Source organism: Kribbella sp. NPDC004138, assembly GCF_053603655.1.
In genome coordinates this window covers 167,424-186,944 of the sequence record NZ_JBSGFZ010000012.1, presented here as the reverse complement: position 1 = coordinate 186,944, position 19,521 = coordinate 167,424, and the positions used below count along the sequence as shown (strand labels likewise).

Here is a 19,521-nt window from a genome sequence, read left to right as displayed (position 1 = left end):
CCGCGGGTGATGATGCCGGTATGCGGCTACTGACGGTCAACGTGGTGGAGGAACTGATCCCGGGTCCCAAGGAGACGGGTTTCACCGCGATCGACAAGCGGCCGCAGTCCGGCCGGGTCCGTGTCGGCGAGCTCGGACTCGCCGGCGACCGGGTGTGCGACACCAAGAACCACGGCGGTCCCGACCAGGCCCTCTACGCGTACGCCGAGGAGGACGCGCGCTGGTGGGCGGCCGAGCTCGGACGGGACATCCCGACCGGCCTGTTCGGCGAGAACCTGCGCACCGAGGGCGTCGACATCAGCGACGCGCTGCTCGGCGAAGTCTGGCGGATCGGCGACGAGGTCGAGGTGATGGTCCGCGCGCCGCGCATCCCGTGCATCACGTTCCAGCACCGCATGCAGGAGCCGCACTGGGTCAAGCGGTTCCATCAGGCCGGTTGCCCCGGCGCGTACCTGAAGGTGCTGCGCGACGGCACGATCGGCGCCGGCGACCCGATCGAGATCGTCGGCCGCCCCGACCACGAGGTCACGATCGCACGCATGTTCGCGCAGCAGGATGCCGCCAGGATGCAGCGCATGCTCGACTCCGGCGTCGACCTCATGGACGAGCTCCGCGACACGGCGCGCCGCGTCGCGGCCCGCGGGTGAGTGCGCCGAACGACCAGGGCAACGCGGTGCAGGGGTTGCTGCCGACCCCTGGACCGTTGCGGCCGCTGGCCCTCGCGACCCTGCTGAGCCGGGTCGGGAACGGGCTGCTGATGACGGTCAGCGTGCTCTACTTCAACCGGATCGTCGGCTTGAGCATCGCCGAGGTCGGGCTCGGCCTTACCGTCGCGGGACTGTTCGGACTGCTGTCCGCCGTACCGCTGGGACATCTCGCGGATCGTCGCGGCCCGCGGGGACTGTTCGTCGTCCTGAGCCTGACGGCGTGCGGCCTCTCCCTGATGTACCTGTTCGTCGACACGTTCTGGCAGTTCCTGGTCGTGAGCATCGTGCTGACGATGATCGACCGCGGCGCCGGTGCGGTCCGCGCGGCTCTGATCGCGGCGGTCACCACGGGCGCGGGACGGGTCGCCGCCCGCGCGTACCTGCGGGCCGTCACGAACATCGGCATCATGGCCGGAGCGGGCGTCGGCGCGTTCGCGCTGCACTTCGACACCGGTACGGCGTACCGGCTGATGTTCGTGCTCGACGCCGTCCTGACCAGCATCGCGGCGTTCGTCGTCCTGGCGATCCCACGGGTCGCGCCGCAGCCGCACGACGCGGACGGCCCGGTCTGGATCGCGTTGCGCGACCGTGGGTACCTCGCCGTCGCCGCGCTGAACGCCGGCATGAGCATCCACTACGCCGTCCTCGACGTCGCGATCCCGCTCTGGGTGGTCGATCACACCGACGCGCCGCGCTGGACCGTCGCGCTGCTGCTGATCATCAACACCGTGGTCGTAGCGCTCTTCCAGGTCCGGTCGTCGCGCGGCGTCGCCGACCCGGCCACCGCGGCCCGGGCCACCCGGACCGCCGGATTGTTGCTCCTGGCCTCGATGGTGCTGATGGCCGGCGCGACCTGGGGGAACGCGGTGATCGCAGTCGGCCTGCTCGCGGTCGGCGCGCTCGTGCAGGTGATCGGCGAGCTGCTGCAGTCGTCGGGTGCGTTCCTGCTGAGCTTCGACCTGGCGCCGGGGCACGCCCAAGGGCAGTACCAGGGCGTCTGGAACACCAGCATGTCGATCAGCACGATGCTCGCCCCGACCGTCCTCGCTCTGCTCCCGCTCGGCCTCGGCGTTCCCGGCTGGATCATCCTCGGCGTCTGGTTCGCGGTGATCGGAATCCTGTTCGTCCCGGTCGTCCGGTGGGCCGCGGATCGCCGGGTCGCGGTGGCCGCCTGAGATTCGGGCCCATCCGGAACTGCCTCGGCTCCGAAGTCCCTCCGACCGACGATGTGAGGAGAGGACTGATCATGAGACTTCGCCGCACCACGTTTGCTCTCGCAGCAGCGGCGACGCTGTCACTCGGTACTACGCTTCCGGCACACGCGGACCGAACCGTCCGGTTCACACTGGACGAGCTGAATCAGAGCGGATCACACGCGACGGCGACACTGACGTCGCGTGACGACGGCAGCTTGCATGTGAAGATCACCGGCTCCGGCTTCACGCCGAAGTCACCGCACGCGCAACACATCCACGGCTCGACCAGCGGGCACATGTTCACCTGTCCGCCTGCGAGTGCCGACAAGAACGGTGACGGACAGGTGTCCACGGAGGAGGGCCTGCCGCAGTACGGCGACGTCTTCGTCTCGCTCACCACCAAGGGCGACACCTCGAAGGCGAGCGGCTTGGCGGTTGACCGGATGCCGGTCGCCGACGCGGACGGCAATCTGAGCTACGAGCGCACCATCGCGGCGTCCGCGCTGCCCGCCGGGACCCTGGACAATCTGCAGCACCTGCACATCGTCCAGCACGGTTTGGATGCCAATGGCAACGGAAAGTACGACGCGGCGGCGCTCGGCGAGTCGGTGTTCGCGCGTTCGCTCGGCGTGAAGGGCATCCCGGAGGAGGCGACCAACCCCGCGACCTGCGGTGAGGTCGCGGCGATGGGCGGCGTCGAGACGGGGACCGGTAGCACGGCGGGTGTCGAGCACGCCGGACTGCTGGCGCTGGGCGGCATTGCGCTGCTCGGCGGCGCGACCGCGTTCCTGGTCCGGCGGCGGATCCGCGTCGAGGCTTGATCATGGCGCGTTCCGTGACGCCGTCGCGGCGGCGGTCGCGCGTGATCCTGGCGCTCGCCGGTGCTGTGCTGCTGGCTACCGGCGGGACCCTGCTCGCGGTGGCGGTGACGGCCCAACAGCCGTCACCGCCCGCGGCGGCGCCCGGTAGAACGCCCCCGAACCAGCCGTCCGTCACCCAGCCCTCCATGACCCAGCCGCCCGCAAGCACCGCGACGCGGCCGAGGCATCGACCGCCACTCGCCCTGCCGGCCTCCGAGCCGGTCTCGATCGGCATCCCACGACTGAAGGTGAACTCGCCCCTCGAACAGTTGGAACTCGACGCGAACGGTGCCATGCAGGTCCCGAAGGACCCGGCCAAGGCCGGCTGGTTCACCCCGTCCCCGGCTCCGGGAGTGATCGGCCGATCGGTGATTGCCGGACACGTCACCTGGAACCACCGCCCGGCGGTCTTCTTCCGGCTCGCCGAGCTACGGGCCGGCGACCGCATCGACGTACGGCGCCAGGACGGGCGGACCGCGGTGTTCACGGTCGAAAGCGTCGGCCAGTTCGCCAAGGACAAGTTCCCGACCGGCCAGGTGTACGGCGGATCGGATCACGCGGCGTTGCGCCTGATCACCTGCGGCGGCACGTACGACGAGGCAGCGCACCGCTACCTGGACAATGTCGTCGTGTCGGCGCGGCTCGCTCAGGGCTCGCGGTAGCCGAGGGCCGCGGAGATCTTGCGGGCGGCCTCGATCGCGGCGGGGGCCATCAGGGCGACCTGGGCGATCGACTGTTCGAGGGACAGCGTGGAGATGCTGACCGCGGCGATCGCGGCGCCCGTGTGGTCGTGGATGACGGCCGCGACGCAGCGGATGCCCGGCTCGTTCTCCTCGTCGTCGAGCGCGTACCCGCGGGCCCTGGTCTGCGCGAGATCAGCCTTCAGCGCGGCGGCCGACGTATGCGTCAGCGGCGTCCGAGCGGGCAGGCCGGTCCGGGTGATGTGGACGTCGAGCGACTCGTCGTCCTTCTCCGCGAGCAGCGCCTTGCCGATGCCGGTGCAGTGCAGCCAGATCGCCTTGCCGACCCGCGACGGCATCCGGTACGGCTTCGGGCCGTCGAGGCGCGCGACGTAGATCGCCTCGTCACCGTTGAGCAGGCCGACGTGCACCGTGCAGCGCGTCTGCGCGACCAGGTCCGCGAGCACCGGACGGGCGACCGTGGCCAGGTCGACGTTCGTCAACGCGTGACCGGCCAGCCGGAGCGCCTTCGGGCCCGGGTGGTACGACCCGTCGTCGGCCTGGGCGACGAACTCGTGCTCGACGAGCGACGCCATGATCCGGTGCACGGTCGACTTGGCCAGACCGGTCGCGTTCACCACGTCGGTGAACCGCGAGTGCTCCAGGACGGCGTCCAGCACCATCAACGTCTTGTCGATGGCCGAGGGCGAACTCATGTCGGACATCCTGCCACTCCTATCTCGCCAGCCATCCACCGTCGACGGCGAGCACGTGGCCGTTGACATAGTCCGCGGCCGCGGACGCAAGGAACACCGCGGCGCCGACGACGTCCTCGGGCCGCCCCCAGCGACCGGCCGGGATGCGTTGCCGGATCGCGGCCTCGCGGTCCGGATCCGCCCGCAGTTCGGTGGTGTTGTCGGTAGCGATGTACCCGGGCGCGATCGCGTTCACCTGGACACCCGCCGGTCCCCACTCGTTGGCCAGGGCCCGGGTCAGCCCCGCGACCGCGTGCTTGCTGGCGGTGTAGGCCGGGACGGTGATCCCGCCCTGGAAACTCAGCAGCGACGCGATCGTGACGATCTTCCCGGTCCGGCGCTCGGCCATCGCGGCCCCGATCGGCCGGGTCACCGCCCAGGTCGAGTTGAGGTTCACGTCGATAACGTGCTGCCAGTCCGCGGTCGTCGTCGCGGCCGCCGGCGCCCGCCGGATGGTGCCGGCGTTGTTGACCAGGATGTCGACCGTCCTGTTGTCGACAATCTCTGTTGCTGCTCGTTCCACCGCGGCCGGGTCGGCGAAGTCGGCGATCACCACGGACGCGTCGCCGCCGTGCTGCTTGATCGCCTCGAGGGTGTCCTCGAGCGCGGCGTCGCGGGCCATCAGGATCAGCTCGGCGCCGGCCGCGGCGTACCCGGCCGCGATCGCCGCCCCGATCCCGCGCCGGGCCCCGGTGACCAGCGCCGTACGTCCTTCGAGGCTGAAGGACGTCACCGCAGATCCCGGACGTCGACACCGTCCATGTCGCCGAACGCCTGGTTCTCGCCGGCCATCGCCCAGACGAAGCTGTACGACGCCGTGCCGCAGCCGGAGTGGATCGACCAACTGGGGGAGATGACCGCCTGGCGGTCCGCGACCAGCAGGTGCCGCGTCTCCTCGGGCTCGCCGAGCAGGTGCACGATCCGCTCGGTCTCCGGGAGGCCGAAGTACAGGTAGCACTCGGTCCGGCGGTCATGGGTGTGCGCGGGCATCGTGTTCCAGGTGCTGCCCGGGTGCAGCGTCGTCACGCCGAGCACGATCTGGCAGCTCTGCACGCCGTCCGCGTGGATGAACTGGTCGATCGTGCGGCGGTTCGCGGTCTGCTGGTCGCCGAGCCCAAGGCGGTTGCCCTCGCCGGGGTTGACCTGCGCGGTCGGGAACGCGGTGTGCGCCGGCGCCGAGAAGACGTAGAACGCGGACTCGGGTCCCTCGAAGACGACGTCGCGGACGCCGCGTCCGACGTACAGGCAGGCGCCGGTGGCCAGCTCGTAGTTCGTGCCGTCGGCGGTGACGGTGCCGGGCCCGCCGACGTTGACGATGCCGGCCTCGCGGCGCTCGAGGAAGAACTCGCTGCGCAGCTCGGGATAGGTGTCGAGGATCAGCGGCCCGTGCGTGGGACGGGCGCCGGCGAGCACGATTCGGTCGTGGTGGGTGAGCACCGCGGTGACGGCGCCGGGGACGAAGAGGTCGTCCACGAGGTAGTGGCGGCGCAGTGCGGCCGTGTCGAAGCCGGGCAGCTGCTCGGGATGGGTGGCGTGCCTGATCTGCAGAGTCACGGAACTAGGTTCTACTCCGCAGAACGGACTGTCAACGCTGGAACCGCTTGGAGAAAGGTTCCAGTTCCGTCCCTTGACACCAGGTTCTTCTCAATGGAACCGTCCAGTCACTCGCCCATCGCCCCTGGGAGGATCCCCGATGACCGCTGTGGACTGGTCGGTCCTGGTCGGCTATTTCGTGTTGATGGTGCTGATCGGGGTCTGGTCACGCACCAAGATCAAGACGGTCGTGGACTACTTCACGACCGGAGGCCGGATCCCCTGGTGGCTGTCCGGCATCTCGCACCACATGTCCGGCTACAGCGCGGTCATGTTCGTCGCGTTCGCGGCCGTCGCCTACACGTACGGCATCACCGTCTACGTCTGGTGGGCGATGACGATCGGCGTCGGTGTCGGCATCGGCGCGTTCCTGTTCGCGGCGCGATGGAACCGGCTGCGCGCGAAACACGGGGTCGTGTCGCCGCTGGAGTACCTCGCGCGGCGCTACAACCTGCCGACCCAGCAGGCGCTCGCGTACTCCGGGGCCGCGCTGAAGGTCGTCGACATCGCCTCGAAGTGGGTCGCGATCGCCGTTCTGCTGAACGGATTCACCGGTGTGCCGATCCGGTGGGGGATCTTGCTGACCGGTGTGGTGACGATGCTGTACGCCACGCTCGGCGGGCTGTGGGCCGACGTGCTCACCGACTTCGGGCAGTTCGTGATCCAGTTCGGGGCCGGTGTCGCGATGTTCGTCGGGGTGCTCGCGCACCTGGACGGCGTACCGACGTTGTGGACGATGTGGGACCAGTTGCCGGCCGGGCACGGCGACGCGCTGAACGGGTCCTACACGCCGGTCTTCCTGATCGCGTTCCTGTTCATCAAGACGTTCGAGTACAACGGCGGCATGTGGAACCTGGCGCAGCGGTACATGGCCGCGCCGTCCGGGTCCGCGGCGAGGAAATCCGCCCTGCTCTCCTCGGCCCTTTGGCTGGTCTGGCCGCTGATCCTGTTCATCCCGATGTGTGCGGCGCCGCTGCTGGTGCAGCCGGGCAAACCCGAGCAGTCGTACGTCGCACTCGCGCAACTGCTGCTGCCGACCGGGCTGATCGGGCTGGTGCTCGCCGGGTTCTTCTCGCACACGATGGCGATGGTGGCCTCGGACGCGAACGCGATCTCGTCGGTGATCACGCGGGACCTGGCGCCGGTGCTGGTGCCGCGCGTGCGCCGGCTGACCGACGCCGCGACGCTGAAGATGGCGCGGATCGTCACGTTCACGTTCGTCACGGTGAGCATGCTGATCGCGATCGCGACCAACGGCGAGGGTGTGGTGCTGAAGATCGTGGTCGACCTGGTCGCCGCGACGATGGGGCCGATCGCGATCCCGTTGATGCTCGGGCTGCTGCCGTGGTTCCGGCGCAGCGGATCCCGCGCCGCGCTGGCTTCCTGGGCGATCGGGCTGATCACCTGGGCGATCGTGAAGTACGGCGTCGGCTCCACCGACACGACCCTGGTCGTCGCGTTGCCGCTGGCAACTTCTCTGGTGGTGTACGTCGGGCTCGGGTTGCTGCTGCCGGAGAGCCGCGCGGATGTCGACGAGCTGGTCGAGTCGCTGAACACCGACCCGGACGAGACCGACGAGGTCGCCGCCCGCCGCTCCGCGGCCCTGTCCTGAAATCTGAAACACTGTCCCACGACACGGAACTAACGCTTCTTAGGAGAACCGCCTCATGCCGAACATCACCGTCGAACTCCTCTCCGGCCGCACCCTCGACCAGCGCCGCGAGTTCGTCGCCGCGGTCACCAACTCCGCCATCGCCATCCTCGGCGCCAAGCGCGAATCGGTCCGCATCGTCTTCACCGAGATCGAGAAAACCGACGTCGCCAACGGCGGCACGCTGGTCGCCGACGCCTGAGCCGCCGCCGACCGGACCTCCAGCACTCACCAACCCCGCACGGCGGGCGATCGGCCGGCTCGGCTGAGCGTGCCTCCGCCGGAAGCGGACCGGTTGGTGAGTGTCTGGGGTCCGCTGCGTGAAACCCGCGGGCGCGGGGAGCGCCGACCAACTACTGTCGGGCGCATGCGAGTAGGTGTTTTCGGTGCTACGGGTCAGGTCGGCGGCGTGATGCGGGAGTTGCTCGTCGAGCGCGGCTTCCCGGTGGACGAGGTGCGGTTCTTCGCGTCGGCGCGGTCGGCGGGGACGAAGCTGCCGTTCGGCGAGCGGGAGGTCGTCGTCGAGGACTCCGCGACAGCCGACTTCTCCGGGCTCGAGCTGGCGCTGTTCTCGAACGGGAAGACGGCGTCGAAGGAGCTCGCGCCGAAGGTGGCCGCGGCGGGCGCCGTCGTGGTGGACAACTCGTCCGGCTGGCGGATGGACCCGGACGTGCCGCTGGTCGTCTCCGAGGTGAACCCGGAGGACCTCGCCACGATCCCGAAGGGCATCGTCGCGAACCCGAACTGCACGACCATGGCCGCGATGCCGGTGCTGGCCCCGCTGCACCGTGAAGCCGGGCTGACCCGTCTCGTCGTCTCGACCTACCAGGCCGTCTCCGGGTCCGGCGGCGTCGGCGTGAGCGAGCTCGAGGACCAGGCCCGCGACCTGGCGGCGGTCGGCGGCCGGCTCGCCCGCGGCACCGACGGGATCACGCTGCCCGAGCCCAAGGTGTACGCCGGGCCGATCGCGTTCAACGTGCTGCCGCTGGCCGGTTCGATCGTTGCCGACGGCACCGGTGAGACCGACGAGGAGCAGAAGCTCCGCAACGAGAGCCGGAAGATCCTGCACATCCCGGACCTGCCGGTGGCCGGCACCTGCGTCCGGGTGCCCGTCTTCACCGGCCACTCGCTCAGCATCCACGCCGAGTTCGCCGAGCCGATCACCCCGGAGCGCGCGACCGAGATCCTCGGCGCCGCACCGGGTGTCGCCGTCACGGACCTGCCGACCCCGTTGCTCGCGGCCGGCCAGGACCCGTCGTACGTCGGCCGCATCCGCCAGGACCAGTCGGTGCCGGGCAACCGCGGGCTCGTCCTGTTCGTCTCGAACGACAACCTGCGCAAGGGCGCGGCCCTGAATGCGGTCCAGATCGCGGAGCTGCTCGCCGCGCGCTGACCCTGGGCGGGCCCTAGGATTGAGGGCTCTGGCGAGGGAGGTGGCCAAGCTGGAGTTCCGGGTGCTGGGGCCGGTGGAGATCAGAACCTCCGGCGGCGACGTCGTCCCGTTGCCGTCGCGCCGGGGCGCGGTGCTATTGGCCGCGCTCGTGTTGCGGATCGACCGGACTGTGCCCGTCGACGAGCTCGTCGACCTGTTGTGGGACGAGGACGAGCTGCCGGGCAACCCGCGCGCCGCACTGCAGGTGTATGTCTCCCGCTTGCGCACCGCTCTCGGCGACACCGGCCGGTCCATGCTTCGCACCGGCGCCGGCGGGTACTCGCTCCACGTTGAGCCGGCGCAGGTCGACATCGAGGTGTTCCGGACGTTGGTCCGCAGCGCCGCCGAGACCGCCGATCCGGCCGACCGGGTCGAGCCGCTCACCGCCGCCCTCGCGCTCTGGCGTGGCGAGCCGCTCGCGGGCCTCGACACCGGCACCGTGGCCCGGGAGCTGACCCCACGCCTCGACGAGGAGCGCCTGCAGGCGCAGGAGCTGTACTTCGACGCGCGGCTGGCCGTCGGCGAGTCCGCGGACCTCGTCCCCGAGCTGACCGAGCTCGCCGAACGCCACCCGACCCGCGAGCGCTTCTGGGCGCAGCTGATCCGCGCCCACCAGGCCTCCGGCCGGACCGCGCTCGCCCTGGCGACGTACGGCGATGTGGCCGAGCGTCTCCGCGATCTGCTCGGCGCCGACCCCGGTCCCGAGCTCAGAGACCTGCACGCCGAGCTGCTCAGCGCGACCGACAACGCAACGGAGTCCAGCGTCGTGCCGCGGCAGCTGCCGGCTTCCATCCCCGCATTCACCGGTCGCACCGACGACCTCCGGCGGCTCGACGAACTGCTGCCGACCGCGAGCCTCGGCCTGGTCATCGGCCCGGCGGGCGTCGGCAAGACCTCGCTCGCGGTCCACTGGGCGCGTCAGGTCGCGGACCGTTTTCCCGACGGCGTCCTGTACGCCGACCTGCTCGGCTTCTCGCCCGTCGCGGAGCCGGCCGACCCGCACGCGGTCCTGTCCCGCTTCCTGGTCGCGCTCGGCACCGCACCCGATCGGCTGCCGGGGAATGTCGAGGAGCAGGTCGCGCTGTACCGCAGCCTGCTGGCCGAGCGCGCGGTCCTGGTCGTCCTCGACAACGCTCGCTCCGGCGATCAGGTCCGTCCGCTCGCGGCGGCCGGATCCCGGTGCCAGACCGTCGTCACCAGCCGCAACGAGCTGGCAGGCCTGGTCGCGACCGAGCAGGCCGAGCCCATCCGGCTGGACGTGTTCGACCCGCTCCAGTCGAAGCAGTTGCTGGAGGCAAGGATCGGCGCGCGGCGGTTCGCTTCGGATCCGGCGAGTGTCGACGCGTTGGTGGAGCGCTGCGCCGGTCTGCCGCTGGCGCTGTCACTGCTCGCGGCGCAGATCGCGTTGCGGCCGCGACGGGCGCTGGCGTCGTTCGTGAGCGCGCTCGGCCACGGTCCTCTGGACGCGTTGGCGACCGCGGACGGCGTCGGCGTACGGACGATCTTCTCCTGGTCGTACCGGCAGTTGCGGCCGGAGCTGGCCCGGATGTTCAGGCTGGTCACGCAGCACCCCGGCACCGAGATCACGCCCGGAGCGGCGGCCGCGCTGACCGGCGTACCGGTGCGGGACGCGCGGCGGATGATCGCAGAGCTGGTCGCGAACCATCAGCTGATCGAGATCGAGCCGGATCGCTGGGTGCTGCACGACCTGCTGCGCGTGTACGGGCAGGAGTTGTGCGAGCCGGGGGAGGCGGCGGACGCCTTCGAGAGGCTGCTCCACTACCTCGTCCACACCGGGTTCGCGGCCGCGGTGCTGCTGGCGCCGAGCCGGGTCCGGGTCGAGCTGCCGGAGCTTCCCGCGGACGTCGAGGTGGTCGCGCCGACGACCCGCGACGAGGCGTTCGCTTGGTTCGATTCCGAGCAGCCGAACAATCTCGCCGTACTGCGGGCCGCGGCCGGGCGTGCCGACGTACTGCTGTGGTTGTGCGTCTGGACGATCGCGGACTACCTCGACTTCCGCGGCCGGTCCGGGTATCCGCAGGCGCAGCAGTTGGCGCTCGAGGCGGCGGTGCGGCTCGGCGATCTGCCCAAGCAGGCGCACACGCGGCGCGATCTCGCCCGCGGGCACATGGCGATGCGGGAGTGGGACGAGGCGATCCGGCAGCACGAGCTGGCGCTCGGCATCGCGGAGGAGCTCGGCGACGAGGCCGGTGTCGCGCACGGTTCACTCGGGATCGGGCGGGTGTATACGCGGACCGGGGACCATCGGCGCGCGATCGAGCACACCCAGCGGGCGCTGCGGATCTACGAGCGCACCGGTCATGTCGACGCGCGGGCCAACGCCCTCAACAACCTCGGCTGGTACCACTCCGAGCTCGGCGAGTACGAGGCCGGGCTCGACTATGCGCAGCAGTCCCTGAAGCTGTACGGCGAGGTCGCCTCGGAGTTCGGCCGCGCCGTCGCCAGCGACACCAGCGGCTACGCGCTCGCCGGGCTCGGGCGGTTCGACGAGGCGATCGCGTTGTACACCGTCGCGGTGGACGTGCTGCGCGGGCTCGGCCGGCGGCTCGACACGGCGGACTGCCTGATGGCGATGGCGCGCGTCCAGGACCGCGCCGGCCGCGGCGACGGCGCCCGCGCCAGCTACGCCGCCGCCCTCGAGATCCTGGACGCGCTCGACCATCCGGACGCGCAGCTCGTCCGCAACTGCCTGGCTCAGCAGCGGTAGAAGTCCTTCGTGTACACGCCGTTCACCGCGGTCAGGGTGTGGTCGAAGCAGCCGTGCCCGATCGCCCGGTACCGCACGGTCTGGGTCCCGGTCGCGTGCCGCTGGTCCCGCGGTACGCCGTAGATCCAGGACGCGCGGCCGTCGTACGTCTCGGTGCTCGTGCGGCCCGGCGTCCGGATCGTGTCGTGGATCTTCAGGTCGGTCACGACGTCGTACCCGCCCGGAATCGTTGCGTTGGGCAAGAAGGTGAGGACGCCGGTCTTGCCGTAGTCGAGCTCGGTGCGCTCGACGCGGCCGTTGCTCGTCGTGGTCGCGGTGTCCCGCCAGTTCGCGTCGAGCACGTCGCGGGACTCGCCCGCGTCCCAAGTGTGCTTCGAGACGTTGCTGAGCGTGCGGTTCACACTCGTCCGCACACGGCCGGCCGACGTGTCGACGTACCCGCTGATCGCCAGGCTGCGGGACGCTTTGGTGTCGACGGATCCGGCCTGGTTGGGTGCGCCGGTCACGTCGTCAGTCTTGGCCAGCGGGCTGACGGCGTGCGACGTGAGGCTGCCGGTCGTCTGCGCGCGGTGCGCGTCCGTCCACACGTGCAGGTTCGGCACCGTGAACCAGCCGGACTGCCCGGCCGGTACGCCGTCGACGTGGACGCGGAACTCGTGCGGCTTGCCGTCGGTGAGCAGGCCCGCGAACGGGGTCAGGTCGTAGGTCAGCGGCTTGATGTCGAACGCGCGAGGCGCGGGGGAGGGGCGCCACGAGTACGGGTTCGACCAGCCGCCGGTGTAGATGTACGGGTACGGCAGCGCGATCCCCGCGAGTTTGCCGTCGATGCTCACGTCGACCTCGCGGTACGGCGAGCCGTCGGGGCACGAGTATCCGGTCGCGGCCGGCGCGGACGTGTCCCAGAACTCCTCGCAGCCGCCGCCGGATCCGGTCACGTAGACCTCGCCGAGCAGGCGCGTCGTGTTGCGCGGCACGGTCGCCGTACCGATCAGGTCGGAGTCCTCGCGGGTCTGGTTCTGCAGCGGGAGCACGGCGTTCGCGGTGGTGGCCGGCGGGGTGTGGTGATCGGCCATGTAGAAGTCGAGCGTCACAGTGATGTCGAGGACGCCGGTGTAGGTGTCGTTGACGACGTTGCCGAGCTCCATGACGACGGGTTGCGGCGTCCGCAGGAGCGGGGCGTACGACGTGACGTCCTTCTCCACGTCCCAGGCGATACCGTCCGCGCTCGGCTCCGGGGTCGACGTACGGAAGACGCCGACGCCGCCGATCGTGATGTGCCCGAGGCGGTCGTACTGAACGCCCTTCACGGCGCCATGCATCCGCAGCACGACCTTCGACCACGGGCCCTGGCAGGCGGCCGGGGGTGTGTACGTCGCCTGGTACGGGTCGAAGTTGCGGAACTCGTTCCGGACGATCTGCACCTCGCAGTGCCTGGTGTCCGGGACGGCCACCGCCGGCGCGGGCGTCCGCGGGTCGTCGTAGTCCGGGCCGAACTCCGACGGCGGGGTCACCGCGCGGGCCGGAGCGCCCAGAGTGAGGAGAAGAACGGATAGTGAGACAAGAGCCACCGACCGTATGCGCATGTTGCGGAAACGTAATGGAGAAGGTGCAGGTGGGCAAGCGAGTGCCATGGTCAGGACGTGCGCCTTGCGAATACTCTCCGGTTACTTGACCCCCGATGGAGGCCAGTTATGAAGCCTGTTGCCGATTCCGGACAACTCGCGCTCCTCAGCAACCGCAAGGGCACCATGGCCCAGATGTTCCTGGACCGGGTGTCGGCGACGCCCGAGCGGGAGGCGTTCCGGTTCCCGCGTGGAGAGCAGTGGAAGTCGGTGACCTGGCGGGAGACCGAGGCACTGACCCGCCGGCGCGCCGCCGGCCTGATCGCGCTTGGCGTGCAGCCCGAGCAGCGGGTCGCGATCGCCTCGAGCACCCGGATCGAGTGGATCGAGTGCTACCTGGCCGCCGTCCTGGCCGCCGCCGCGACCACCACGATCTACCCGTCGACGATCCCGGCCGACGTGGCGTTCATCGTGGCCGACGCCGACGTCCAGGTGGTGTTCGCCGAGGACGCCTCGCAGGTGGACAAGCTCCGCGCGCACCGCGCCGAGACGCCGTCGCTGCGCAAGGTCGTGCTGCTCGACGGCACGCCGCTCGAGAGTGACGGCGACTGGGTGATCGGGCTCGGCCAGCTGGACATGCTGGGCGACTCCTACCTCGCCGAACACCCGTCGATTGTCGACGATCGGATTGCAGGCATCACCCCGGACACGTTGTGCACGTTGATCTACACGTCCGGCACGACGGGGCGCCCGAAGGGCGTGCGGTTGCCGCACTCGGTGTGGACGTACGAGGGCGCCGCAGTCGAGGGGATGCGGGTGCTGTCGCCGGACGACCTGCAGTTCCTGTGGCTGCCGTTGTCGCACGTGTTCGGTCAGGTGCTGGTCGCCGTCCAGTGCCAGATCGGGTTCGCCACCGCGGTGGACGGGCGGATCGACAAGATTGTCGACAATGCGGCTGTCGTCCAGCCGACGTTCATGGCCGCGGCGCCGCGGATCTTCGAGAAGGCGCACGGGCGGATCGTGACGATGATGCAGGCCGAGGGCGGCGTCAAGGCCAAGATGTTCGACTGGGCGTTCGGGGTCGGCGCGCGAGTCTCCGCCGTACGCCAGGCCGGCAAGGAACCGAGCGGCGTGCTCGCGGCACAGTTCGCGGCGGCCGATCGGCTCGTGTTGTCGAAGATCCGCGCCCGGTTCGGCGGGCGGATCCGGTTCTTCGTGTCCGGGTCGGCGGCGCTGGACAAGAAGCTCGCGGAGTGGTTCCACGCGGCCGGGTTGCTGATCCTCGAAGGGTACGGGCTGTCGGAGACGGCGGCGGGGTCGACGTTGAACCGGCCCACGCAGTACCGGCTGGGCAGCGTCGGGCCGGCGTTCCCCGCGACGCGGTTCAAGATCGCCGAGGACGGCGAGATCCTGATCAAGGGCGACGGCGTGATGAGCGGGTACCACAACCAGCCGGAGCAGACCGCCGAGGTGATCGACGCCGACGGGTGGTTCCACACCGGCGACATCGGTCACTTCGAGGACGAGTTCCTGTTCATCACCGACCGGAAGAAGGACCTGTTCAAGACGTCGGGCGGCAAGTACGTCGCACCGCAGGCGATCGAGGGCCGTTTCAAGACGATCTGCCCGTACGCGAGCCAGTTCGTCGTCCACGGCAACCTGCGCAACTTCGTCTCCGCCCTCGTCACCCTCGATCCCGACGCGATCCAGGGCTGGGCCGGCGCGAACGGCCTCGGCGGCAAGCCGTACGCCGAGATCGTGACGTCGGACGCGGCCCGCGCCATGGTCCAGGGCTACGTCGACGAACTCAACGCCGGCCTGAACCGCTGGGAAACCATCAAGAAGTTCACCATCCTCGACCGCGACCTCACGGTCGAGTCCGGCGAAATGACCCCCAGCCTCAAACTCAAACGCAAACACGTCGAGACCCAATACTCCGACCTGCTGGACAAGATGTACGAGTAAGCGGGCGGTACGCGAGTCGTGAGATTCGGCTGTCCGAGCCGACCAATATCCACGACTCGCGGCTCGGGTCGTCCGCCAATCGCCACGACTCGGCGATGAGCAGTCAGGGTGTTCTGGCCCGGGCTGCCTCGGTGAAGGTGCTGGCGTCGAGCCGGACCGTGATCGCGGCGACGCGCAGCGACGGCTGCAAGGATTGCCAGAGGAGGTCGGTGATCTCGGACCAGGGGAGTGCGATCGCCGTGACTTCGGGGTGGCCGTTGACGACGACGTTGTCCGCAGTGCCGGCGTACGTCGTCGTGGTGAGGGCGGTGCCCGGTGCGATGCGAGCGGCGTACAACGACGGATGCTCGGTGAGCTCGGGCGCCCCGTCGTACGGCCGCGCGGCCCCGATCACCACATCCTTCAGCCCGGCAGACGTGAGTGTCGCGCCGGCAGTGATGCGTGGGGTGCGGATCGGCGGGTCGGGCTCGTACGTGAGCTCGCGCATCGCAATCTGGAGATCGGGCTGCCGGGCTCGCGCGGCGGCCAGCTCACCCACCTGCGTGCCGTTCCCGACGATGACCCAGTCGTCCCCACGGGTCGCCGCCGTGTAGTGGCGCAGATCGTCGACCGGCCCGCCGGACGTGTCCCGCACGATGATCTCGCGCTCGCGCACGACGAGCTCACGCGCCTGCGACGCCGCGGACCGCCCGGTCAACCAGTACGAGAAGAACGGCACGCCGTCCACGTCCCGCCCAATCGCCAGCCCACGCCCCGGATACTCGACCCCATCCCGCAACATGGCCGCGAGCATACGCGCGCCACTGAACCCGCCCAGCTGACATCCTGTCCGCGATGACACCGGATTGCAGCCCGATCCTGTTCCTCGATGTCGACGGGACTCTCCTGCCGTGCGGCGGCGATCCCGCAGGCCGACTGCTCGTCGCGGGCGTCGGGCCGCGGCTGGGAGCGCTGCCGTGTGAGCTGGTGTGGGCGACGACATGGGGAGAGCAGGCCAACGACGAGCTCGCTGCTCGGCTCGGCTGGCCGCGGCTGCCGGTGGTGACCTGGGAGTCGGACAGCGAGCACGAGGCAGAGGACCGTTGGTTCGGCCTGCACTGGAAGACGCGCGGTCTCGTGCAGTGGGCAGGAGTTCGTCCGTTCGCCTGGCTCGACGACGAGATCACTGACGCAGATCGTGAGTGGGTCCGGACGCAGCACGCCGGCGCAGCCTTCCTCCGGCAGGTGCAGCCGTACCGCGGAGTCACGGACGAGGACCTCGCCGCACTCGAGGACTGGCTTGAGTGGCGATGAGGGTCAGGCCGGGCGGCGGGAGCTGTTGATCAGGCGTTGGGTTGCTGTTGGGTCGTGGGCGGGGAGGATGACCAGGCCTGGCAGGTGTTCGGCGAGGGCGAGGACCTGGTTGGTGGTTCGTTCAAGTTCGCCGCGGTCGCCGACGCCTGGGAGTTGGCGGCGTTCGAGCAGGCCGGCTTCGTAGGTGAGGTCGCCGACCATCAGGAGCGGTGGCAGGTCGCGGCGCCGGACGAGCATCGACATCGAGCCGGGTGTGTGGCCGGGCGTCGGCAGCAGGACGATCGACCCGTCGCCCATCACGTCGTACATCTCGGTGAACGGCGCCAGGCCGGGATCGTCGGTCGGTGTGAACCTGACGTGCTTCCAGCGCCGGCCGGGTACGTCGATGTGCGCGCGAAGGAAGCCGCGCGCCTCGGGGGAGAACCCCGACAGCTCGGCCCATTCGGCCGGTGTGATCAGGAGGTCGCCGCTCAGTTGCGGGATACCGCCGATGTGGTCCTGGTGCAGGTGGGAGATGATCGCCTTGTCGACGTCGGTCACGGAGTACCCGAGCGTGCCCAGTTGCGCGTCGAGGGTCTCGTCCGCGCCGATGTGGAACTTGGCGAGCCGGTCGTACACGACGCCGGCGAATCCGCTCGGGAAGTACGACGGGTCGGTCACCGAGGCGCGGTCCTGTCCGGTGTCGAACAGCACCAGCCCGTCGACGTGCTCGACGACGTACACGTTGATCGGGCGGGGCGGCAGCCACCGGCGGGAAGTGAGCAGCCACCAGTACAGCGGCTTCTTCGTGCCGTGGGCGTGCTCGGGATGGATCTCGACGCTGCCGGTGCTGATGACCGACACAGCGCGGACCGGATCTTCGGTGCCGGCGGGCAGTCTGATCGCTTCCGTGGACATCTGAACTCCCTTCGGGCCCCGACGGATTCGGGGCCGAGGAGATCAGTCTTCGCCCGGCGGCGCGGCCCGTCTGTGACTTTTGTCGTCCGCGGAAGTTGCCGTGGTCACTCCGGATTCCACGTCTGGTCGTGGAGCCCGGTCGGGTCGAGGATGTGCACGGTGTCGGCCGCGGTCGCGACCAGGCCGGCCTGCCGGAACTCCCGCAGTACCCGGGCCACCACTTCACGGACCGAGCCGACGGCGTCCGCGAGTTCCTGCTGGGACACGTGCGCAGCGAGTTCGCCGCGCGGGCTCTGTTGTGTGGATGCCAGGTCGAGCAGGTGGGCGGCGACCCGCTGCCGCACCGTGCCGAACGCGTTCACCGCGGTCTGTCGCAGGTTCTCGTACAAGCGACGGCTCAGCTCCTCCGCCAACGCCCACCCGACGCGGCTGTCCGCACGCGCAGCGGCCGTCAGTAGACCGGCGTCGATCCGAAACAGAGTTGAATCCGCGAGCGTCTGTACGCCGACATTCGCCGGCCCGCCGACGAGTACCGCGATGCCGAGCACGTCGCTGATCCGCGCGTACCGCACCGTCACCTGGCGGCCCTCGGGCGACGACATGAACACCCGCAACAACCCACGAACGACCAGCACCGCCTGTGGAGCCGCGCCCTCCCGGTACAGCGTGCTACCTGCGGGGTAATCGGCCCGCCGACCCGACGCGACCAACCGCCCGGTCAGCTCCTCCGGCAACCCACCGAGAAAACTGCCCGCCATCGCAGCAGCCACGTCCACAGCCACCCGTCAAGCATGACAGCTCACGGGGAGTCGGACTCCGTCGCGAGCCAGGCGGGTGGAGTTGCGCCGTACGTCGTGTAGCGCTCGCAGACGCGTTGGTTGTTCTTGTTGGTGGGATCGTCGAAACCCAGGAAGGTCAGGGCCGTGCTGCCCATGAAGCTGTCCAGGTGGGTCGGGAACTTGGCGAGGTACGCGGCGCGGACCCTGGTCAGGAAGTGCTCGAAGTCCAGATGGCTCGCGACCATGTACCAGTCCGAGCCGAACATGAATCGCTGTCGCATCTCCTGCTGTGCGGTGAAGATCTGGTCCAGAACCTCGATGGTGTCGTCCAGGTCGTCCAGGTCGTGGTTGCCGATGTCGGCGTACAACCTCGGATGGACGCTGGTGAGCTCGGCGATCCTCCGCGGCCAGTCGGGTCGGCCGTTCCATCCGAAGTGACCGAGGTTCAGCCGGAGACCTCCCCATTGCTCCAGGACCGTGGCCCAGCGCTCGGGGCCCGAGAAGTCCATGTAAGCGCGCTTCGCGAACTGGGTCGGGTTCCCGTGAGCGGTGATCGGGACGTCGTGCTCGGTGCACCAGTCGTAGAGGTTCGCCAGCGCGTCGTCGACGCCGAGGGCCTGCTCCGCGCTCATGCCGGGGACGCCGGCCTGCCGATTGCGCCAGGGGAGGAACCCCATCGGCGGATACATCTTGACGCCGATGCACCCGAACTCGGTCACGGCTTCCTTCACCAGGGCGACCGCGCCGAAGCGGCGCGGATCAAACCCGACGAACGGCAGGACCTGGGCGCCGAGCTGCCCGAGGATGCCCAGCCGGCTGATCTTCTCCTGGAGTTCCAGTTGCTGCAGCGGACTGGTCTTCGGACTGTCATCGAGGCCCTGCAAATCGACGAGCATCGGCGTGAACAGATCGACCTCGGGATAGGTATCGATCAGCGCTCTCGTCAGTGCCAACCGGTTCTTGCCGAACAGCGCAGCCCAGCTCAGATAGCGACGAAGATCGTCGATGCCACCGAGAAACGACTCGTCCGGTGAGCTCGGCCGCCGGCCGTCAGCAGCCTCGGCTCCGGCGGCCGCGGCGAGAACCGGCTGCTCGTGTTCAAGCCTGGTGAGCAGATCCTCGCCGTCCGCGGCCGCCTGGCTCAGCGCGGATTCCTCCACCCCTTCGTTCTCCCCAGGCCCAGACTCGATCAGCCGGTCGAGTTCGGCGATCTCGTCCGCTCCGGACGCCATCCCCTGGGTGATGTCGGCCAGCGCCCAGGCGAGGGCCTTGGCCAGCTGGCTGCGTTGTCCGGCCACGGCCTTGACGAACCCTCTCACCGGGAGGTCGTCCCCGTTGAATGTATGGCAGTGAATGTCGACGACCGTCACGGTTCCCCCTCGTCGATCGACCCCTGCCGCCATGATGCTCCGCGGACCCGCAA

Annotated in this window: 18 protein-coding genes; 10 read left to right on the top strand and 8 right to left on the bottom strand. The window is 69.7% G+C overall.

Going from position 1 to position 19,521, the window contains the following annotated elements:
* Positions 1 to 20 precede the first annotated feature (20 nt).
* The 4 genes from ACWEOO_RS19045 (at position 21) to ACWEOO_RS19030 (ending at position 3,425) form a co-directional block, all read left to right on the top strand.
* Complete coding sequence (locus tag ACWEOO_RS19045; RefSeq protein WP_452144103.1) at positions 21 to 647, top strand: MOSC domain-containing protein; 627 nt, start codon at positions 21 to 23, stop codon at positions 645 to 647.
* Entirely contained in the window at positions 644 to 1,882 is a 1,239-nt protein-coding gene (locus ACWEOO_RS19040; protein WP_452144102.1) for an MFS transporter, read from the top strand. The genes ACWEOO_RS19045 and ACWEOO_RS19040 overlap by 4 nt, the downstream gene beginning before the upstream one ends.
* A gap of 71 nt (positions 1,883 to 1,953) precedes the next feature.
* Entirely contained in the window at positions 1,954 to 2,724 is a 771-nt protein-coding gene (locus ACWEOO_RS19035) for a hypothetical protein (RefSeq protein ID WP_452144101.1), read from the top strand.
* A gap of 2 nt (positions 2,725 to 2,726) precedes the next feature.
* Positions 2,727 to 3,425: a class F sortase gene (locus ACWEOO_RS19030; protein ID WP_452144100.1), complete on the top strand. Its 699-nt coding sequence runs from the start codon at positions 2,727 to 2,729 to the stop codon at positions 3,423 to 3,425.
* On the opposite strand, the gene ACWEOO_RS19025 is transcribed toward ACWEOO_RS19030, so the two are convergent.
* From ACWEOO_RS19025 to kduI, 3 genes are read right to left on the bottom strand one after another with little or no spacing between them, the layout of a single operon-like run.
* Positions 3,410 to 4,159, bottom strand: a complete 750-nt coding sequence (locus ACWEOO_RS19025) for an IclR family transcriptional regulator (RefSeq protein WP_452144099.1) — start codon at positions 4,157 to 4,159, stop codon at positions 3,410 to 3,412. The two genes, ACWEOO_RS19030 and ACWEOO_RS19025, sit on opposite strands and share 16 nt — an antisense overlap.
* 19 nt (positions 4,160 to 4,178) lie before the next feature.
* On the bottom strand, positions 4,179 to 4,931 hold the full coding sequence (locus ACWEOO_RS19020; protein ID WP_359942057.1) for an SDR family oxidoreductase: 753 nt from the start codon (positions 4,929 to 4,931) through the stop codon (positions 4,179 to 4,181).
* A complete protein-coding gene (gene kduI / locus ACWEOO_RS19015; RefSeq protein ID WP_452144098.1) occupies positions 4,928 to 5,752 on the bottom strand; it encodes a 5-dehydro-4-deoxy-D-glucuronate isomerase in 825 nt (274 codons plus the stop codon). The genes ACWEOO_RS19020 and kduI overlap by 4 nt, the downstream gene beginning before the upstream one ends.
* A gap of 139 nt (positions 5,753 to 5,891) precedes the next feature.
* Between kduI and ACWEOO_RS19010 the strand changes: the two genes are divergently transcribed.
* The 4 genes from ACWEOO_RS19010 (at position 5,892) to ACWEOO_RS18995 (ending at position 11,602) form a co-directional block, all read left to right on the top strand.
* Positions 5,892 to 7,403: a sodium:solute symporter family protein gene (locus ACWEOO_RS19010; RefSeq protein ID WP_452144097.1), complete on the top strand. Its 1,512-nt coding sequence runs from the start codon at positions 5,892 to 5,894 to the stop codon at positions 7,401 to 7,403.
* 55 nt (positions 7,404 to 7,458) lie between these two features.
* Complete coding sequence (locus ACWEOO_RS19005; RefSeq protein ID WP_452144096.1) at positions 7,459 to 7,644, top strand: tautomerase family protein; 186 nt, start codon at positions 7,459 to 7,461, stop codon at positions 7,642 to 7,644.
* A gap of 165 nt (positions 7,645 to 7,809) precedes the next feature.
* Positions 7,810 to 8,835 carry an aspartate-semialdehyde dehydrogenase gene (locus ACWEOO_RS19000; RefSeq protein WP_452144095.1) on the top strand — a complete coding sequence of 342 codons (1,026 nt, stop codon included), beginning with the start codon at positions 7,810 to 7,812 and terminating at the stop codon, positions 8,833 to 8,835.
* Between the two features lie 40 nt (positions 8,836 to 8,875).
* Complete coding sequence (locus ACWEOO_RS18995; protein ID WP_452144094.1) at positions 8,876 to 11,602, top strand: BTAD domain-containing putative transcriptional regulator; 2,727 nt, start codon at positions 8,876 to 8,878, stop codon at positions 11,600 to 11,602.
* Here ACWEOO_RS18995 and ACWEOO_RS18990 read toward each other — a convergent pair.
* Positions 11,590 to 13,113 (bottom strand): peptide-N4-asparagine amidase, encoded by a 1,524-nt coding sequence (locus ACWEOO_RS18990; RefSeq protein WP_452144093.1) that lies wholly within the window; start codon positions 13,111 to 13,113, stop codon positions 11,590 to 11,592. The genes ACWEOO_RS18995 and ACWEOO_RS18990 overlap by 13 nt on opposite strands.
* A gap of 180 nt (positions 13,114 to 13,293) precedes the next feature.
* Here ACWEOO_RS18990 and ACWEOO_RS18985 point away from each other — a divergent pair, with 180 nt between their 5' ends.
* Entirely contained in the window at positions 13,294 to 15,129 is a 1,836-nt protein-coding gene (locus ACWEOO_RS18985; RefSeq protein ID WP_452144092.1) for an AMP-dependent synthetase/ligase, read from the top strand.
* Positions 15,130 to 15,232: 103 nt separating this feature from the next.
* Here the strand turns inward: ACWEOO_RS18985 and ACWEOO_RS18980 are convergent, their stop codons facing one another.
* Positions 15,233 to 15,910, bottom strand: coding sequence for an IMP cyclohydrolase (locus ACWEOO_RS18980; RefSeq protein ID WP_452144091.1), 678 nt, complete (start codon positions 15,908 to 15,910; stop codon positions 15,233 to 15,235).
* Positions 15,911 to 15,963: 53 nt separating this feature from the next.
* Between ACWEOO_RS18980 and ACWEOO_RS18975 the strand changes: the two genes are divergently transcribed.
* On the top strand, positions 15,964 to 16,422 hold the full coding sequence (locus tag ACWEOO_RS18975; protein WP_452144090.1) for a hypothetical protein: 459 nt from the start codon (positions 15,964 to 15,966) through the stop codon (positions 16,420 to 16,422).
* A 3-nt stretch (positions 16,423 to 16,425) separates the two neighbouring features.
* Here the strand turns inward: ACWEOO_RS18975 and ACWEOO_RS18970 are convergent, their stop codons facing one another.
* The 3 genes from ACWEOO_RS18970 to ACWEOO_RS18960 all read right to left on the bottom strand — a co-directional run bounded on the left by ACWEOO_RS18970 (position 16,426) and on the right by ACWEOO_RS18960 (position 19,417).
* Entirely contained in the window at positions 16,426 to 17,319 is an 894-nt protein-coding gene (locus ACWEOO_RS18970) for an MBL fold metallo-hydrolase (protein ID WP_452144089.1), read from the bottom strand.
* A 104-nt stretch (positions 17,320 to 17,423) separates the two neighbouring features.
* A complete protein-coding gene (locus tag ACWEOO_RS18965) occupies positions 17,424 to 18,101 on the bottom strand; it encodes a Crp/Fnr family transcriptional regulator (RefSeq protein WP_452144088.1) in 678 nt (225 codons plus the stop codon).
* A 17-nt stretch (positions 18,102 to 18,118) separates the two neighbouring features.
* Positions 18,119 to 19,417 carry an amidohydrolase family protein gene (locus tag ACWEOO_RS18960; RefSeq protein ID WP_452144087.1) on the bottom strand — a complete coding sequence of 433 codons (1,299 nt, stop codon included), beginning with the start codon at positions 19,415 to 19,417 and terminating at the stop codon, positions 18,119 to 18,121.
* Positions 19,418 to 19,521: the final 104 nt, after the last annotated feature.

Coding starts and splice junctions, on each gene's coding strand:
- ACWEOO_RS19045 (WP_452144103.1), top strand. CDS start 21: ATGCGGCTACTGACGGTCAACGTGGTGGAGGAACTGATCCCGGGTCCC.
- ACWEOO_RS19000 (WP_452144095.1), top strand. CDS start 7,810: ATGCGAGTAGGTGTTTTCGGTGCTACGGGTCAGGTCGGCGGCGTGATG.
- ACWEOO_RS18980 (WP_452144091.1), bottom strand. CDS start 15,910: ATGTTGCGGGATGGGGTCGAGTATCCGGGGCGTGGGCTGGCGATTGGG.
- ACWEOO_RS19010 (WP_452144097.1), top strand. CDS start 5,892: ATGACCGCTGTGGACTGGTCGGTCCTGGTCGGCTATTTCGTGTTGATG.
- ACWEOO_RS19005 (WP_452144096.1), top strand. CDS start 7,459: ATGCCGAACATCACCGTCGAACTCCTCTCCGGCCGCACCCTCGACCAG.
- ACWEOO_RS19030 (WP_452144100.1), top strand. CDS start 2,727: ATGGCGCGTTCCGTGACGCCGTCGCGGCGGCGGTCGCGCGTGATCCTG.
- ACWEOO_RS18970 (WP_452144089.1), bottom strand. CDS start 17,319: ATGTCCACGGAAGCGATCAGACTGCCCGCCGGCACCGAAGATCCGGTC.
- ACWEOO_RS18985 (WP_452144092.1), top strand. CDS start 13,294: ATGAAGCCTGTTGCCGATTCCGGACAACTCGCGCTCCTCAGCAACCGC.
- ACWEOO_RS18975 (WP_452144090.1), top strand. CDS start 15,964: ATGACACCGGATTGCAGCCCGATCCTGTTCCTCGATGTCGACGGGACT.
- ACWEOO_RS19025 (WP_452144099.1), bottom strand. CDS start 4,159: ATGAGTTCGCCCTCGGCCATCGACAAGACGTTGATGGTGCTGGACGCC.
- ACWEOO_RS19035 (WP_452144101.1), top strand. CDS start 1,954: ATGAGACTTCGCCGCACCACGTTTGCTCTCGCAGCAGCGGCGACGCTG.